Source organism: Herbaspirillum sp. RTI4 (assembly GCF_034313965.1).
Classification (GTDB): Bacteria; Pseudomonadota; Gammaproteobacteria; order Burkholderiales; family Burkholderiaceae_D; genus Herbaspirillum.
Window position 1 is genome coordinate 3,225,244 of record NZ_JAVIWQ010000002.1, and the last position, 16,410, is coordinate 3,241,653.

The window sequence follows — 16,410 nt, forward strand, 5'->3', positions numbered from 1 at the left end:
CTGCAAAACAAGAGGCCCGCAAAACAAGTACTTTTCTTTTTCCTCTGCCGAACGTGGCTGGCAGTAGCAACCGGTACTGACCTGCCCCCGGCAAGGGGCGCATCGATCGGCAGAGGAAAAAAACGGGACGCAGAGTCCCGCCCCGGGGATGCGCACTGAGTGCGTATTCCCGGGCTGAGGGGTGGTGCTGAGGGGTAGTGCTAAGGGGCCGAACCAAGCGTTCGGGCTAAGGGTTAGGAACTAAGGGCCAGCTTGTTGCTGGCTATGCCCTGTTCTTCGTCATTCGTTCACCTTCACAGAGAAGAACAAGGTCAATGAATCCCCCGGGGGAACCTGGGTCGCGGTGCCGCAACTGATGTTGCCACCAGCGACTGCCACCACCGGAGAGCCGGTGACGCCGGCCGTCGCCACGCATTGCTGCGCGGGTTGGGTCGCACCGATGAAGCTGGTGTAGTTGGGCAGTGCATCGTTGATTCTCATGTTGCCGGCGGCGGCCGTGCCTTCATTGGTTGCGACGACTTTGAAGTCGATGCAGGAACCCGGTTTGGCACCGTTAAGCATCTCTGCGGTGTACGCCGCCGAAGGGGCGATGGCGCTACAGGTCGGGTTGAGCAATTGCGTTTTCAGCACGCGGATTTGTCCTGATACCACGGTGGAAATATCGGTCACCGACGTAGGGGCGCACGCAGGAGTGGAGGCATTGATCGCATCAAAGGTGGCGGTCACGACAACGCTGCCCTGCAAACCTGGCGTAGCACCTGCCGGGCTTTGCACACGGACCAGAATCTTTTGCTTGCCGCCGGATGCCAGCGCACTGAAGCTGGACGAGGTGACCGGTGGATCGCTGGGATCAATCACGCCATTGTTGTTTTGGTCAATGAACAGCGCCGGTGTGCCCCATTGCGACGTTGCCGTCAGGGTGTAGGTGCCGCAGGAACCATTGACGCTGAGCGTGTGCGGATACACCACAGTGCCGCCGGGACCGACTTGCCCAGTCTGAGGTGGTTCCAGCGTGGCAGTGCGTGGGTCGGGTGCAGTGACCGTTACGGCATCGAGTTTCATGTCGCTGACGATTGCGCCGCTGGAGGCTGCGGCCAGCGAGGTCACTTTGAAGTAAATAGGGCTTCTCAGATTGGCAGCGGAAAGCGGTGGCGTGACGCAGGCTTTGACTTCCTTTTGCGTATTCTTGGCGACGGCAATCGAGGTGAGCGAAGCATCGCTACACACACCACCGGCGGCAACGAAGCGGACAGACCAGCCGGTCGGGAGCGAGCCGGGGAAGGAGGTGGTCTGGCTGGCTTCGAGGGTGTAGTTATTGTCGTTGCTATCGTTATTTTTGATGAACAAGGCGAAAGCGGCGGGCGTGCCGGCCGGGATGCTCAGGGTCGTCGTCGGCAAAGGGCTGGGGCCCATGCCGGCGTCGCCGTTGCCCACACTGCCGATACCGGTTCCGACGGGCGTATTGGTCAGGTCAACCGGGATACCGTTGACGCTGGTGAGCTTGTCTTTCGCGGCATCGAATCGGTTGGCGTCGTTGGAGGACTCTGCCCGCACCGTCAGATCGAACGGCCCGGCACCGGCAGCAATGCTGTCAGGAAGCGAGACCAATACGACGATGGTGACCGAACTGTTGGCGGCAATGAGGCCGGTATCAGGCTTGCCGGCCTTGTCGCGGTCGGTATCGAGCAAGGGGGTTAAACCATCGGACTTGAAGAACCAGACCAGAGTGCCGGCGGGGAAGGTATTGCCGGTCATGCTCAGATTAAAGGTATCGGCGGCATTTCCGGTGTTGTACAGCTTTTGCGTGAAGCGGAGCGTGCTGCCTGCGGTGGCAGTGGCGATGGTGTTGAGATCGTCTGCGCCATCTGCGGTGCCGGGTGTGACGTCCTTACCGCTGGTGACGGTGGCGACGGCATTTCCCATCACGACGCCATAGGTCGCCGTCACTTCGAACGGTGCGGGATTGGTCTCGGTGGGGGGGATGCCGGGTTCGTTCGGCGAGGTGTAGGTCACTTTGTTGGTGGTGGTGCTGGTGCCGACTGCGGCGGTCTCGTTGATGAGAACGACGAAGCTGATAGTGCCGGAGACGTTCGGCCCTACCCAATCGGCAGGCGTGGCGCTTCCCGCAGCGGGAACGGGGCTGAGGCCGACTTTGGCTGTGAGCTTGCGTTCTGCCGCAGAGTAGTTGAAGTCGATGCCGCTAGGATCGCCGCCGGGGCCATCGCCCAAAGCGACACCGCCGGCGCTGCTCCATACGGCGGAGCCGGTGACGTAGGTCAGGCCGGAAGGCAATTTGTCTTCCATCTGGAATACCCCTGCCACGCCGCCGGTGTTGCGGTAAGTCACGGTGTAGACGGTGTAGCTACAGGTTGGGCTGGAAGAGATGGCAGCGAAGCTGGTCGGGCAATTGGCGGCGGCGGAACGCGGGCCGCTGGACAGTGCTTTCGGCCAGGCGGCTCCACCCGGCGCGGCGACTTTGGGCGCGTCCATCGATTTGTTGGCGCTGAAGGCCGCGAGGTTGGTGACGGTAACTTTATCGGTATTGCTCAGCGTCGCCGGCGCATAGGTACTCAGTAACGACGAAGCGACCGGCGCAGCCTGGACGATGGCGGTGTTGTCCGTGCTGGCGGCCTGATTGCCGGGTACCGAATAAGCTACGACGAATTTGAATGTGCCGCCGTTACCGGCCACGGTTTTTGCCGCGACCTTACAGGTGGCGGTGGCCGAAGGCGTGACGGAACACAAGGGGGTGGTGCTGTCGGGCTGGCCGTCGCCATTGGCATCTTCGAACACTTCGATTTTGCTGAAGTCGAACGCGCCGGTGCTGTCGCTGACGGTAATGCTGAAGTCGTCCGGGCCGTTACCGGTGTTGGTCAGCGTGTGCGGTGCGTAAATGGTGTTACCGGCACCGGCCGACTTGACGTTATCGGATGTCAGAGTGAAAGAGCCGACCTGCGCCACTTCGGTTTGCACCAGATTGGAGGTCGACAGTTGCGGCTTGCCGTTGGCATCGACATACGAGGCCGAGGCTTGATTGCCAATTTTGGTCTTGGCCGGCGGCGCGGCCGCCATGGCGCCGGGAGTCGCGAACAGGGCGGCAACGCTCAGTGCGACGGCGCCCCATGCAAGGGCGGGACTAAGAGCCCGCAGACGATCAGATAATTGGGTTTTCAATTTCATATCCTTCGATTCGAATGAAAAAAAGCCCGCAAGCAAGCTTGGGGGCTGAAAAATAGTTAAGGACGAGCGTTAGCAATCGCGGGGGGAGCAAGCGGCATGGCGTGTGCTCCGGCCACGGAGGCGCCGGTAGGAGCGAACACAGGCACTACCGCACGCGCGCTGACAATTGCCTGACCGTGCGCAGCAAGCTGGCCTATGGTCCAGCGCAGGGTGCGGTAATCGGCGTAAGGCACTGGCTCTGTTTTACCGCCGATCTTGTGAATCAGCGGCTCAGCGCCGTACACCTGGTCGCTGGTGGCGGCTTGTACCGGGATGGCATTGGGTCGTGCGCTTTGAGACTGATATTCGAGGCCGACCGGAATCGGTAGCGTGGCAACGACGCCGCTGACGGCCTTGTCGCTGCGGTTGGTATAGGTGACGCGATACTCGATCACATCGCCGGGCTTGACCGATTTGGCATCGAGCAACTGTTCTTTGCCGTCGGCACCCTTCACCACTCTGGATTGGCTCAGTTGCACCGTCACGGCACTTTTTGCGGCCAATGCAGGGACTTCTGATTTTTTTGCTTCGGTCAGACGCGGGGTCTGCGCACTGGCGGAGACCATGCCCAAAGCCATCAGGGTGGCGATACCCAATTGCCTTGCTTTCAAGCCGGCAATGAATGTGATCGATTTGATTATTAGTTTTTCCATTATGCTTCCTTGATTTTTTGGCAAAATAACGCCCACCCTTCTTGCAAAAGAAGGTTTTTAAAAGTGCAATATCAATAAAAAATTTTGATTAAATGAAAAACGGATTTTTGCTTTTCATTGCTTAACCAGATGAATGAATTAATTCTTTTAAAAAATTCATTTCTGCCAAGGTATTTTTATAAGCTGCTAGCAGCTAATTTGCGCAACATAAATCTGAATAAATATGAATCTACAAATTAAACATGTAGATTATTTTTTATTTCCAAATAAAAATATTTAAAAATGAATATTTCTCAGTTTTAGAACTAATTTTTAACGAGCCCATTACAACATCTCCGTTTTTTCATGTCATTAGGATGAGTACTAATGTGTAGAAATTATTCGATTAACATTAAAAATTAATTCTATTTATTCATTTAGTACTCGTATTATTTTTTAGCTCGAAAATGTGTGATATTGGAATAACGCATAAAGGAAGGTGATTAAGGAGGAGTATTTGAAATGCAGCGTCGATCCGCAATGGCATCGGCGCTGAAATCCAGGACGGACTGGCGTAATCCTTATCGGATCACGCCACATCGCCTGTCGCTGCAGAAGTGAGAATGCGTGCTTGGTGCTTGGTGCTTAATACTTACGGCTTACGGCTTACTAGGGTCTGTTGCAACAGACCCTAAACATCGACTACTGCGAATGCCCGCCATCCGCTTTGGCCAGCATGTTGAAGATGCTGGAAAAATCCAGACCACCCGCACCCGACTTGCTGTGGATGTCGTACAGATTACGCGCCAGCGCACCCATTGGCACGCTGCTGGAGGTGCTGAGGGCATTTTCCACCGCCAGCCCGAGATCCTTGAGCATCAGATCCACGCCGAAACCGCCGGCGTAATTCTTCGACGACGGCGCTGCTTCCATCACGCCCGGACAAGGGTTATAGACTTCCAGCACCCAATTACGGCCGGAGCTTTTCGACATCACTTCGGACAGTACTTTCGGGTCCATCCCGTTCGCCATGCCCAGACGCAGCGCTTCGGCAGTGCCTATCATCTGAATCCCGAGCAGCATGTTGTTGCACATCTTGACCGTCTGTCCGCTGCCGCTGCCGCCAGCGTGATAAATCGCCTTGCCCATGATTTGCAAATAGGGCTGTGCAGCGACAAAGCCTTCCGCGCTGCCGCCGACCATAAAGGTCAGTGTGCCGGCAGTCGCGCCGCCGGTGCCGCCGGATACGGGAGCGTCGAGCATGGTGAAGCCCTTGGCTTCGGCTGCCGCCGCCACTTTGCGGGCGACGTCGGGTGCAATAGTGGAACAATCCAGCAGCAAGGCCCCGGCGCGGGCATGCGCCAGAATGCCGTTCTCTCCCAGATAAATCGATTCCACATGACGGCTGGCAGGCAGCATGGTGATGACAACATCGGCCTTGGTCACGGCCGCCATGGCATCGGCTTCGGTCTTGCCACCGGCTGCCACCAGCTTCTCGACACTGGACTTGACCAGATCATGGCCGCTGACTTGCAGGCCGGCGCGAGCCAGATTCTGGGCCATCGGCAGCCCCATATTGCCGAGTCCGATAAAAACGATATTGGCGCTCATGGTGATTCCCCTTTATTTCATGGAAATGGTGGTGTTGACCTTGCCGCCGTCGGCGTCGGGAGCAAACCAGCGGGCCGTGACGGTTTTGGTTTGCGTCCAGAATTGCAGCGCCTGTTTGCCGTTCGGGCCGAGATCGCCCAGCTTGGAAGCGCGTGAACCGGTGAAGCTGAAATACGCGACCGGCACTGGCAGCGGCACGTTGATGCCGACCTGACCGACGTCGATTTCATTCTGGAATTTACGCGCCGCCCAGCCCGACGAGGTAAATATGGAAGTGCCGTTACCGTTGGGATTGGCGTTGATGAAGGCGATAGCCTCATCCAAAGTAGCGACTTCGACAATGCACATGGCGGGGCCAAAAATTTCCTGGGTATAGATGTCCATCTCGACGCCCACGCCGCTGAAGACGGTAGGGCCGACGAAATTACCTTCGGCATAGCCTTCCACACGACAGTTGCGACCATCGAGCAGCAGCTTCGCGCCCTGCTCCACGCCGCTTGCGATCAGACCTTCGGTACGGGCCTTGGCGGCTTTCGACACCATAGGGCCAACGTCCGCTTCGCGGTCGGTGCCGGGGCCGATCTTGAGCAGCTTGGAGCGGGCCACGATTTCAGGAATCCATTCTTTGGTTTCGCCCACCAGCACCACCACCGAATTGGCCATGCAGCGCTGACCGGCTGCACCGAAGGCCGCACCGAGCAGGTTGTTGATGGCCTGATCCTTGTTTGCGTCGGGCAGCACGATGCAATGGTTCTTGGCACCCATCATCGATTGCGCGCGCTTGCCTGCCTGACTGGCACGGTTATAAACGTGGGTACCGACCTTGGTCGAACCGATGAACGAGACCGCGCGGATATCGGGATGATCGCAAATCATGTTGACCACGTCGGGGCCGCCATGCACCACATTGAGTACGCCCGGTGGCAGTCCGGCGCGATTGGCCAGTTCGACCAGGAAGAGGGAAGAAGTCGGGTCTTGTTCAGACGGTTTCAGCACGAAGGTGTTACCGGCAGCGACGGCAATCGGAAACATGAAGCAAGGCAGCATCACCGGGAAATTGAAGGCGGTGATGCCGGCACCGACGCCGATTGGCTGGTGGATGGTGTACACGTCGATACCGGAGGCGGCGTTTTCCGCCAGTTCGCCCAGTTGCAGCGAGGTGATAGAGCAGGCATGTTCCACCACTTCCAGACCGCGCATGACTTCACCTTCGGCGTCGGGCAGCGTCTTGCCGTGTTCGCGGGTAATCAATTCTGCCAATGGGGCAATGTTTTCACGCAGCAGTTGCTGGAACTTGAGCATGATGCGCATGCGCTGTCCCAGCGAGGTGTTGCGCCAGCTGGCGAACGCCTGTTTGGCATTGGCGACGGCCTGATTAACTTCGGCTTCGGTGGCGAACGGCACGCGCGCCACGACTTCCTGGGTGGCCGGATTGACGACGTCGCGCCATTCGGTGGAAACGGACTGAACGCGTTCGCCATTGATATACAGGGGGACGTTAAGAGAGTTGTTGGTTTGGCTCATGATGCGGGACTCCAATGAAATTAAAACGCAATTTGAAAAATGGCGACGCCGGCAGTGCGCCGGTCGCCGCGGGCAAAAATTATTTCGTCAGCGGGCAGCTGGCATCCATAGGCTTAAAGGCTTGCTGCGCCGGGATGGTCGACAACAGTTTCAGGTAATCCCAAGGCCCTTTCGATTCGGCCGGGGTCTTGACCTGATACAGATACATGTCATGGATGACGCGGCCATCAGGACGGATGGAAGCATTGCGCATGATCGGGTCCTGGATCGGCATGTCACGCATTTTTTGCGCCACGATTTTGGTATCCGCCGTTTTGGCGGCAACTCGCGCTTTCAGGAAGTGGTAGACGCTGGAGTACACGCCGGCCTGCACCATCGTTGGCTTGTTGCCCTTGGAAAGGGCTTCGAAACGGGTCGAGAAGGCGCGGGTGTCCTTGTCGAAGTCCCAATAGAAACCGTCGGTATAGATCAGACCCTGTGCCGCTTCCAGACCCAGCGCATGGACGTCGGACAGAAATACCAGCAAGGCCACCAGACGTTGGTTTTTGTCGCCGACAGCAAATGAGCGCGCCTGCTTGATCGCATTGACGGTATCGCCGCCGCCGTTAGCCAGTCCGATAACTTGCGCCTTGGAGCTTTGCGCTTGCAGCAGGAACGAGGAGAAATCGGAGGCGTTCAGCGGATGGCGCACTGAGCCGACTACCGTGCCGCCCAGACTCTTGACGACGTCGCCGGCATCTTTTTCCAGCGAGTGGCCGAAGGCGTAATCGACGGTGACGAAGTACCAGGATTTATTGCCCAGCTTGGTCAGGGCTGCGGCGGCACCGGCGGCTTGCGAGTAGGTGTCGAACATCCAGTGGAAACCGTTGGGTGAGCATTCGGCGTTGGTCAGCGCCGTCGTTGCCGGGCCGCTGAACAGGGCGATGCCGCCTTTTTCCTTGGTCATTTTTTGCACGGCCAGCGCCACCGAGGAATTGGTCAGGTCGGCAATGGCTTCCACTTTGTCGCGGTCCAGCCATTCGCGGGCGCGGTTGGCGCCGACGTCGGCCTTGTTCTGGTTGTCGGCGGAAAGCAGTTCTACTTTCATGCCTTTGCATTCGGCTTTCAGGCAATCTTCGATCGCCATGCGCGCGGCGACGACCGAACCCGGGCCACCCATGGACGAATAGGGGCCGGACATGTCGGTCAACACGCCGACTTTGATCGTATCGGAAGTTTGTGCGTGGGCTGCGGCAGCGCTTAAAGCGCAAGCGGCGGCCAGCAGCCTTACTGTGTGGCGTACTCGGTTCATGCTGTCTCCTGTAATTTTTATAGTGAGGACTTCCGCAAAAAGCCGCTGGCGTTGTTGCATCGCCCTGTCGCGCTCTGTGCTAACTGGCACTGCCCACGGCAATGCGCCTAGCCAGCGACATTTTGCGGAAGTCCTCTTAGTGTGATGAAGCGCAACTATTCTGCCTGTGCATTAATACAGATACAATAGCCATAAAATCAAGATGCTTTTGCATTAATGCACAAAAGGAGCGGCAACGATGGATTGGGATAATTTGCGGATATTCCTGGAGCTGACGCGCAGTCAGGGACTGGTGGATGCGGCTAAAAAGCTGGGCATAGACCATTCGACCGTCTCGCGGCGCATGAAGCGCTTTGAAGAGCAGGTGGGAAGTCAGTTATTCGACCGCAATCACCACGGTTATACGCTGACCGCCGACGGTTACCGGCTGGTGGACTATGCCGAACGGATGGAAAGCACCATGTATGCCGCGACCGAGGAACTGAGCGGGCATAACCGCCTGCTGTCCGGTCAGGTCAGACTGGGCGCGACCGAGGGCTTTGGTACCTTCGTTCTGGCGCCGCATATTGCGCATTTCTGTGCGCGTCACCCGCATATCGCGGTGGACATGCTGCCGATGCCGCGCCTGATCAATCTGTCCAAACGCGAAGCCGATATCAGCGTGACCATCGAACGCCCGCAAAGTGGTAATTATGTGGTCGCCAAACTAAGCGATTACCGGCTCAGGCTATACGCTACGCCGGGCTATCTGGCGGAGCACGCGCCGATTAGCAAGGTGGAGGATCTGAGCGCGCATCCGTTCATCGGTTATGTGGACGATCTGGTGTTCAGCGAAGAGCTGCGTTACAAGGACACGATTGCGCCGGCGGCTTTCCGCAATTTCCGCAGCACCAGCGTGGTGGCGCAATATACGGCGGCGCGGCAGGGCCAGGCGCTGGCAATCTTGCCGTGTTTTCTGGCGCAGCAATGCGACGATCTGGTGCCGGTGCTGCAAGAAGAAATCGAAATTACGCGCTCGTTCTGGCTGGTGGCGGCCGCCGAACAACGTCCGGTGGCGCGGGTATCGGCGCTGTGGAGCTATCTGCGCGAAGCGATAGAACCGAACCATGATTTTCTGATGGGTAAATCGCGGGAGATGGTGTGGCGGGAGTAGTTTGCCAACACGGAGGGGAGGTAATCGGCTTGCCCATAAAAAAATGCCGCTATGGTTAGATAGCGACATTTTTTGCGACGCGCTAAACGCTTGTCGCTGGTAATGCTGGCGTCCCCAGGGGGATTCGAACCCCCGTACTCACCGTGAAAGGGTGATGTCCTAGGCCTCTAGACGATGGGGACATATTGTCCGGTATTGCGGTTTGCTGTAAATGACACCGATGCGGGCGTGCCATATATCCATGCTCGTATTGTCAGTATGTCCGTATGCCTGATATACCTATGTACAACAGACGCCAGTCAGATCAAAACACTGGCGTCCCCAGGGGGATTCGAACCCCCGTACTCACCGTGAAAGGGTGATGTCCTAGGCCTCTAGACGATGGGGACAGTGACTTTCCGATACGACAAACTTAAGTTACTACCCAAAATTTACTGCTTAAAGCGTATTGCTTAAAACTTGCTACTTAAAAATCGGGCCGGTGCGGCTAACCGGCTTAACGACTTTTCAAACTCTTATTCTTCGCATAAAACTTGGTGGAGGTAAGCGGGATCGAACCGCTGACCTCTTGCATGCCATGCAAGCGCTCTCCCAGCTGAGCTATACCCCCCGGTGCGAAGAAGCGAGATTATAGCAATGTTTATCCGGCTTAGGGAAGTTTCTCTTCGAAAAATTCCTAGGCTCGATTTAAACCTTATTTTACGAATGCCGCCAGCCTCGCCAGCACGTTTTCGCGGCCGAATAATTCCAGTACAGCATCGATAGCCGGCGTCTGCAATTGCCCTGCCAGCAACAAGCGCAAAGGCATTGCCAGTTGCGGCATTTTCAGTTGGTGCTGCGCCAGCACTTCCTTGATCATCGCCGCCAGCGCTGCGCGATTCCACTCGACCTGCCCGCAACGCGCCGCGAAATCGGCCAAAGCAGGCGTAATGGCAGGCGTCACATGCTGCGCTACCAGAGCGGCATCCGGCGCAGGTGTGCGATAAAAAATCAGTGCCGCAGTCGCGATATCGTTGACTGTGTTGGCACGCTCTTTCAGCAAACCGACCACTGCCGCCAGATCAGGCGCGCCGGGAGTGAATTGCGCACCTTCGCGCTCCATCAGCGGCTGCGCCAGTTGCGCCAGGCGCACATTGTCGGCCAGCTTGATGTAATGGTTATTGAGCCAGTTCAGTTTTTCAGGATTGAATTGCGCCGCCGATTTGGACAAATGATCGAGATCGAACCAGCCGCAAAACTGCTCCATCGAAAACACTTCCTCATCGCCGTGGCTCCAGCCCAGACGCGCCAGATAATTCAGCATGGCTTCCGGCAGATAACCCTGCGCCGGATAATCCATCACGCTGACCGCACCGTGACGCTTGGACAGCTTTTCGCCATCCGCGCCCAGAATCATAGGCACATGGCCGTACAAAGGCAGCGGCGCGCCCAGCGCCTTGAGGATATTGATCTGACGCGGCGTGTTGTTAACATGGTCATCGCCGCGAATCACATGCGTGATGCCCATGTCCCAATCGTCCACCACCACGCAGAAGTTGTAAGTCGGCGTACCGTCAGGACGCGCAATGACCAGATCGTCCATTTCCTGATTGGAAATCGTGATTGGTCCCTTGACCACATCATCCCAGGTCACTTCGCCGTCCAGCGGATTGCAAAAGCGCACGACCGGTTGACGATCCGCCGGCACCGGCGGCAGTGTCTTGTCCTGCGCCGGCCGCCAGGTGCCGTCGTAACGTGGCTTGTCGCCCGCAGCGCGTTGCCGCTCGCGCATGGCCTCGACTTCCTGCGGCGACGAATAACAATAATAGGCCGTGCCTTGCGCCAGCATCTGCGCAATCACTTCGCGGTAACGATCCATGCGCCGCATCTGATAGAACGGGCCTTCGTCATGCGCCAGTCCCAGCCACTGCATGCCGTCGATGATGGCTTGCACCGCTTCCGGCGTGGAGCGTTCCAGATCGGTATCTTCAATCCGCAAGATGAAAGTGCCGCCGAAACGACGGGCAAACGCCCACGAAAACAAGGCAGTGCGTGCGCCTCCCAAATGCAGATAGCCAGTAGGGCTAGGGGCAAAACGGGTGCGGACGGGGGAGGAAGTAACTGAAGTCATGAGCAGTAATAAAAACGGCCTTGGCGCACCAAAGCCGTCATTAGCAAAAGAGGAAAGCAGTCATTTTACCGTGTCGCTGCAAAACCACAGCAGCAAAAGCCGAAGCGGCGCTTCAACACGGGACATTTCCAGCGCTTGAAAACATCACACAGAGAATTCCAGCACTTGAAAATGCTGGTCTCAGTACGGAGAACCAAGCCACATTCCTGTCTGAGCGCGCACTTGTCCCTTCCCCGTTAAGCCCCCTCCTCGTTCGCCCCTTAGTCGTTCTGAATCACAATCGTCGGAAACTTGCTGCTCATATCCTTCGCCGTTTCCGCGACCTTGACTGCCAACCGGCGCGCGATGCTCTTGTAGATCTCCGCCACCTGTCCGTCGGGCTCGGCCACCACGGTCGGGACGCCGGAATCCGTCTGCAAGCGAATCGACATCGTCAGCGGCAGCGCGCCCAGGAAATCGACGCCGAAATCGTGACACATACGCTCGCCGCCGCCTTCGCCGAAGATCGGCTCTGCATGGCCGCAATTCGAGCAAATGTGCGTGCTCATGTTTTCCACGATGCCCAGAATAGGAATGCCGACTTTTTCAAACATCTTCAAGCCCTTGCGCGCATCCAGCAGCGCAATATCCTGCGGCGTCGTCACAATCACCGCGCCGGTGACCGGCACTTTTTGCGACAGCGTCAGTTGCACGTCGCCGGTGCCGGGCGGCATATCGACGATCAGATAGTCGAGGTCGCGCCAGTTAGTCTGATCCAGCAATTGCTGCAAGGCTTGCGTCACGATAGGGCCGCGCCAGACCATAGGCTCGTCAGGATCAACCATGAAACCGATACTGGCCACCTGAATGCCGTAGTTTTCCAGCGGCTCCATGGTTTTGCCGTCCTTGGATTCAGGCCGGCCGGCAATGCCCATCATCATCGGCTGCGACGGCCCGTAGATATCCGCATCCAGTATCCCGACCTGCGCCCCTTCCGCTGCCAGCGCCAGCGCCAGATTGACCGCCGTAGTGGATTTGCCGACCCCGCCCTTGCCGGACGCCACCGCAATGATGTTCTTCACGTTGGCCTTGAGCTTGACGCCGCGTTGCACCGCATGGGCCACGATCTTCGAATACACATGCACCGTCACATCGTCCACACCGGGCAAGGCACGGATCGCCGCCGTCACTGCCGCCCGCATCGGCTCCAGCTGGCTCTTGGCCGGATAGCCCAATTCCACATCCAGCGCCACCAAACCGCCGTCGACCGCAATGTTTCTGGCCGAGCGCGTGCTCATCAGATCCTTGCCGGTATTGGCGTCGATCACGCCCGAAAGTGCTGCCTTGACTGCTTCTATCGTAATGCTCATTGAACGGATCTCCTGAAGGTTCGGACTGGAATGGCGCAAGTCTAAACTAATGCGGCGCAGCGCACAGAAGCAGACTAGGTAGCGGCGAAGTACAGCCGAAGTACAGGCGAAGTACCAGCTAAGGACCGGCGACTGCTAAAATCGCCCCTTTCCTCTATTTCCGAGCCCGCATCGCCAATGAGCATCTCCCCTCCCCGCCAGCTATTCGTCACCACCGCCCTCCCTTACGCCAATGGCGTGTTCCATATCGGCCACATCATGGAATACATCCAGGCCGATATCTGGGTGCGCTATCAGCGCATGCAGGGCAGTGAAGTCAATTTCGTCGGCGCCGACGATGCCCATGGCGCGCCGATCATGATCGCCGCCGAAAAAGCCGGCATTACCCCGCAGCAATTCGTGGCCAACATCGCCGCCGGGCGTAAACAGTATCTGGACGGCTTCCATATCGCCTTCGACAACTGGCACTCCACCGACGGCCCAGAAAACCACTTGCTGGCGCAGCAGATCTATATCGACCTGAAACAAGCCGGCCTGATCGAAGCCAAAACCATAGAACAATTCTTCGATCCCGACAAAGGCATGTTCTTGCCGGACCGCTTCATCAAGGGCGAATGCCCCAAATGCCACGCCAAAGACCAGTACGGCGACAACTGCGAAGTCTGCGGCGCGGTGTACGCCCCGACTGACCTGATCGCTCCCTACTCGGCCCTGACCGGCGCTACGCCCATCCTCAAAAGCGCCGAACACTTCTTCTTCAAGCTGTCCGACCCGCGCTGCGTGGAGTTTCTGGAGCAGTGGATACAGGGCAGCAACAGCAAGGGTCAACCGCATCTGCAAGCGGAAGTGGCCAACAAGGTCAAGGAATGGTTCTCGCCGCGCAAAAATCCCGACGGCAGCATCAGTGACGGCCTCGGAGATTGGGATATCAGCCGCGACGCGCCCTATTTCGGCATCGAAATCCCCGATGCGCCGGGCAAATATTTCTACGTCTGGCTCGACGCTCCGGTCGGCTATCTGGCCTCGCTGAAGAATCTGCTCGACAAGCGCGGCGAAGATTACGCTGCCTACCTCGCCAACAAAAACCTGGAACAGGTGCACTTCATCGGCAAGGACATCATCACCTTCCACACCCTGTTCTGGCCGGCAATGCTGCATTTCAGCGGCCGCAAAACCCCCGACAACATCTTTGTGCACGGCTTCCTGACCGTCAACAACGGTGAAAAAATGAGCAAAAGCCGCGGCACCGGCCTCGACCCGCTCAAGTACCTCAGCCTGGGCATGAACCCGGAATGGCTGCGCTACTACCTCGCCACCAAACTCAACGCCCGCAACGAAGACATCGACTTCAACGCCGAAGACTTCCTGCTGCGCGTCAACAGCGATCTGATCGGCAAATACGTCAATATCGCCAGTCGCTCGGCCGGTTTCATCGCCAAAAAATTCAACGGCAAAATCCGCCTCGACCCGCACAACCCGGCCGACGCCGTCCTGCAAAACCTGCGCGACGTCGCGCCCGATATCGCCGCGCTGTACAACCAGCGCGAATACAGCAAGGCCGTACGCCTCATCATGGAACAGGCCGACAAAATCAACGCCTATGTCGATGCCAACAAGCCGTGGGAACTGGCCAAGAAACCGGAGCAGGCCATTGCCCTGCATGAAGTCTGCAGCCGCTTGCTGGAAGCCTTCCGCATCCTGACCATCTATCTCAAGCCGGTCTTGCCGCAAATCGCCGCACAGGTGGAAAGTTTCCTCAATCTGGCACCGCTGGGCTGGAACGACGTCGCCACCGCATTGCCGGACGGTCACACCATCCAGAATTACGCGCACCTGATGACACGCGTCGAACCTCCCATGCTGGAAGCGCTGTTTGACATGCCTGAACCGGCTGCATCGGCCACATCAGCGGCCCCCGCAGCAGAACAAGCTACCCCGGCAGACTCAAGCGCCATCGAAGCCTTAGCCCCCGAAATCACCATCGACGATTTCGCCAAAATCGATTTACGCATTGCCTTGATCGTCAATTGCGAAGCCGTGGAAGGCTCCACCAAACTGCTGCGCCTGACGCTGGACGCCGGCGAAGGCCGCCACCGCAACGTCTTCAGCGGCATTGCCTCGGCCTACCAGCCGCAGGATCTGATCGGCAAACTGACCGTGCTGGTGGCTAACCTCGCCCCGCGCAAAATGAAATTCGGCATCTCCGAAGGCATGGTCATGGCCGCCTCCGCTGCCGATGAAAAAGCCCAACCCGGCATCTATGTGCTGGAACCGGGTCCGGGAGCGCAGCCGGGCATGCGGGTACGCTAAGAGGTTTACCCCTCAACTCAGAGTAAAATGCACAATTAGTTCGTACCATTTCTTCAATTAAACTCAACACGGCGACGAAAACATCATGTTCTTTTCCAAACAGATCCCAGGCTACCAATCGGAAGCGACCAAGTTCATCGCTGAACTGAAAGAAAAAAACCCACAACTGGAAGAAGCCCAGCGCGCCGGTCGCGCTCTGCTGTGGGACAAAGAACCAATCGACCTCGACAACACGGCCCGCACCAAAGCGGCGCTGATCAAGCAAACGCCTTACGTCTATCAAAATCACTAAAACGGTGACGGTCGCTGAGCATGCGCCCATAGGCGCTTCGCAACTGACGCTGGATGGCCGCCCGGACAGCACCCCGGACACGGTCGATGGCGTCGCCTTCGCCAAGCTGTACGGCGAACCGCTGTTCAAAATGCCCAACGACCTGTACATCCCACCGGATGCGCTGGAAATTTTCCTGGAAGCCTTTCAGGGACCGCTGGATCTGCTGCTCTACCTGATCCGCAAGCAAAATTTCAATATCCTCGATATCCCGATGGCGCAGGTCACCCTGCAATATCTGGAATACGTCGAGCAAATCCGCGAACACAATCTGGAACTGGCCGCCGAGTACCTGCTGATGGCCGCCATGCTGATCGAAATCAAATCGCGCATGCTGCTCCCGGTCCGGGGCGGCGACAGCGGCGAAGAAGCCGGCGACCCGCGTGCCGAACTGGTGCGTCGTCTGCTGGAATACGAACAGATCAAACTAGCCGCACAAGAGATCGACCGCATGCCGCAAATCGGCCGCGACTACGTGCGCCCGCAAGTGCATATCGAACAAGACACCATCACCCGCTGGCCGGACGTCGATGCGCTCGACCTGCAAGCAGCCTGGGCCGATGTGGTCAAACGCGCCAAACTGACGCAACACCACCACATCAGCCGCGAAGAATTATCCGTACGCGAACACATGACCGGTATTTTGCGACGTCTGCAATCGGCCAAATTCGTCGAATTCGCAGACCTGTTCGACCCCTCGCGCGGCGTGCCGGTGCTGGTCGTCAATTTCATCGCCATGCTGGAACTGGCCAAAGAAACGCTGATCGAAATCACCCAGGGCGAACCCTTCGCCCCGATTTATGTGCGTCTGGCGTATTTGCCGCACTGACTCACTGACGAACCGCCGCCTGACGCATCCGTCCTCCCTCTCCCTGCACCA

12 protein-coding genes and 3 tRNA genes are annotated in these 16,410 nt (G+C 57.7%); 5 read left to right on the forward strand and 10 right to left on the reverse strand.

Annotated elements, in window-relative coordinates; genetic code table 11:
- Positions 1-279 precede the first annotated feature (279 nt).
- From RGU70_RS14400 to RGU70_RS14420, 5 genes are all read right to left on the reverse strand, one after another.
- Positions 280-3,174, reverse strand: coding sequence for a hypothetical protein (locus tag RGU70_RS14400; protein ID WP_322210088.1), 2,895 nt, complete (start codon positions 3,172-3,174; stop codon positions 280-282).
- A gap of 62 nt (positions 3,175-3,236) precedes the next feature.
- Positions 3,237-3,872, reverse strand: a complete 636-nt coding sequence (locus tag RGU70_RS14405; protein ID WP_322210089.1) for a hypothetical protein — start codon at positions 3,870-3,872, stop codon at positions 3,237-3,239.
- 681 nt (positions 3,873-4,553) lie between these two features.
- Positions 4,554-5,462, reverse strand: coding sequence for a 3-hydroxyisobutyrate dehydrogenase (mmsB, locus tag RGU70_RS14410; RefSeq protein WP_322210090.1), 909 nt, complete (start codon positions 5,460-5,462; stop codon positions 4,554-4,556).
- A gap of 12 nt (positions 5,463-5,474) precedes the next feature.
- Positions 5,475-6,986 carry a CoA-acylating methylmalonate-semialdehyde dehydrogenase gene (locus tag RGU70_RS14415; RefSeq protein WP_322210091.1) on the reverse strand — a complete coding sequence of 504 codons (1,512 nt, stop codon included), beginning with the start codon at positions 6,984-6,986 and terminating at the stop codon, positions 5,475-5,477.
- A 79-nt stretch (positions 6,987-7,065) separates the two neighbouring features.
- Complete coding sequence (locus RGU70_RS14420; RefSeq protein WP_322210092.1) at positions 7,066-8,277, reverse strand: ABC transporter substrate-binding protein; 1,212 nt, start codon at positions 8,275-8,277, stop codon at positions 7,066-7,068.
- Between the two features lie 238 nt (positions 8,278-8,515).
- Here RGU70_RS14420 and RGU70_RS14425 point away from each other — a divergent pair, with 238 nt between their 5' ends.
- On the forward strand, positions 8,516-9,430 hold the full coding sequence (locus RGU70_RS14425; RefSeq protein ID WP_322210093.1) for a LysR family transcriptional regulator: 915 nt from the start codon (positions 8,516-8,518) through the stop codon (positions 9,428-9,430).
- 106 nt (positions 9,431-9,536) lie between these two features.
- On the opposite strand, the gene RGU70_RS14430 is transcribed toward RGU70_RS14425, so the two are convergent.
- The 4 genes from RGU70_RS14430 to gltX form a co-directional block, all read right to left on the reverse strand.
- Positions 9,537-9,612 (reverse strand) — tRNA-Glu (locus RGU70_RS14430).
- A 131-nt stretch (positions 9,613-9,743) separates the two neighbouring features.
- Positions 9,744-9,819 (reverse strand) — tRNA-Glu (locus RGU70_RS14435).
- A 145-nt stretch (positions 9,820-9,964) separates the two neighbouring features.
- Positions 9,965-10,040: transfer RNA gene (locus tag RGU70_RS14440), tRNA-Ala, on the reverse strand.
- An 84-nt stretch (positions 10,041-10,124) separates the two neighbouring features.
- Positions 10,125-11,540: a glutamate--tRNA ligase gene (gltX, locus tag RGU70_RS14445; RefSeq protein ID WP_322210094.1), complete on the reverse strand. Its 1,416-nt coding sequence runs from the start codon at positions 11,538-11,540 to the stop codon at positions 10,125-10,127.
- On the opposite strand from gltX, the gene RGU70_RS14450 reads away from it, so the two are divergent.
- Positions 11,539-11,679, forward strand: coding sequence for a hypothetical protein (locus RGU70_RS14450; protein WP_322210095.1), 141 nt, complete (start codon positions 11,539-11,541; stop codon positions 11,677-11,679). The genes gltX and RGU70_RS14450 overlap by 2 nt on opposite strands.
- A 121-nt stretch (positions 11,680-11,800) precedes the next feature.
- On the opposite strand, the gene apbC is transcribed toward RGU70_RS14450, so the two are convergent.
- Positions 11,801-12,889, reverse strand: coding sequence for an iron-sulfur cluster carrier protein ApbC (gene apbC, locus RGU70_RS14455; RefSeq protein WP_322210096.1), 1,089 nt, complete (start codon positions 12,887-12,889; stop codon positions 11,801-11,803).
- 177 nt (positions 12,890-13,066) lie between these two features.
- Here apbC and metG point away from each other — a divergent pair, with 177 nt between their 5' ends.
- The 3 genes from metG to RGU70_RS14470 all read left to right on the forward strand — a co-directional run bounded on the left by metG (position 13,067) and on the right by RGU70_RS14470 (position 16,359).
- Positions 13,067-15,199, forward strand: coding sequence for a methionine--tRNA ligase (metG, locus tag RGU70_RS14460; protein WP_322210097.1), 2,133 nt, complete (start codon positions 13,067-13,069; stop codon positions 15,197-15,199).
- A gap of 85 nt (positions 15,200-15,284) precedes the next feature.
- Positions 15,285-15,491, forward strand: a complete 207-nt coding sequence (locus tag RGU70_RS14465; protein ID WP_322210098.1) for a DUF3460 family protein — start codon at positions 15,285-15,287, stop codon at positions 15,489-15,491.
- Positions 15,492-15,495: 4 nt separating this feature from the next.
- Positions 15,496-16,359 carry a ScpA family protein gene (locus RGU70_RS14470; RefSeq protein WP_322210099.1) on the forward strand — a complete coding sequence of 288 codons (864 nt, stop codon included), beginning with the start codon at positions 15,496-15,498 and terminating at the stop codon, positions 16,357-16,359.
- Positions 16,360-16,410 lie beyond the last annotated feature (51 nt).

What these genes read in the sequence shown, in the direction of transcription:
- RGU70_RS14405 (WP_322210089.1), bottom strand. Translation starts at nt 3,872, where the DNA reads ATGGAAAAACTAATAATCAAATCGATCACATTCATTGCCGGCTTGAAA.
- mmsB (WP_322210090.1), bottom strand. Translation starts at nt 5,462, where the DNA reads ATGAGCGCCAATATCGTTTTTATCGGACTCGGCAATATGGGGCTGCCG.
- RGU70_RS14415 (WP_322210091.1), bottom strand. Translation starts at nt 6,986, where the DNA reads ATGAGCCAAACCAACAACTCTCTTAACGTCCCCCTGTATATCAATGGC.
- RGU70_RS14420 (WP_322210092.1), bottom strand. Translation starts at nt 8,277, where the DNA reads ATGAACCGAGTACGCCACACAGTAAGGCTGCTGGCCGCCGCTTGCGCT.
- RGU70_RS14425 (WP_322210093.1), top strand. Translation starts at nt 8,516, where the DNA reads ATGGATTGGGATAATTTGCGGATATTCCTGGAGCTGACGCGCAGTCAG.
- RGU70_RS14450 (WP_322210095.1), top strand. Translation starts at nt 11,539, where the DNA reads ATGAGCAGTAATAAAAACGGCCTTGGCGCACCAAAGCCGTCATTAGCA.
- gltX (WP_322210094.1), bottom strand. Translation starts at nt 11,540, where the DNA reads ATGACTTCAGTTACTTCCTCCCCCGTCCGCACCCGTTTTGCCCCTAGC.
- apbC (WP_322210096.1), bottom strand. Translation starts at nt 12,889, where the DNA reads ATGAGCATTACGATAGAAGCAGTCAAGGCAGCACTTTCGGGCGTGATC.
- metG (WP_322210097.1), top strand. Translation starts at nt 13,067, where the DNA reads ATGAGCATCTCCCCTCCCCGCCAGCTATTCGTCACCACCGCCCTCCCT.
- RGU70_RS14465 (WP_322210098.1), top strand. Translation starts at nt 15,285, where the DNA reads ATGTTCTTTTCCAAACAGATCCCAGGCTACCAATCGGAAGCGACCAAG.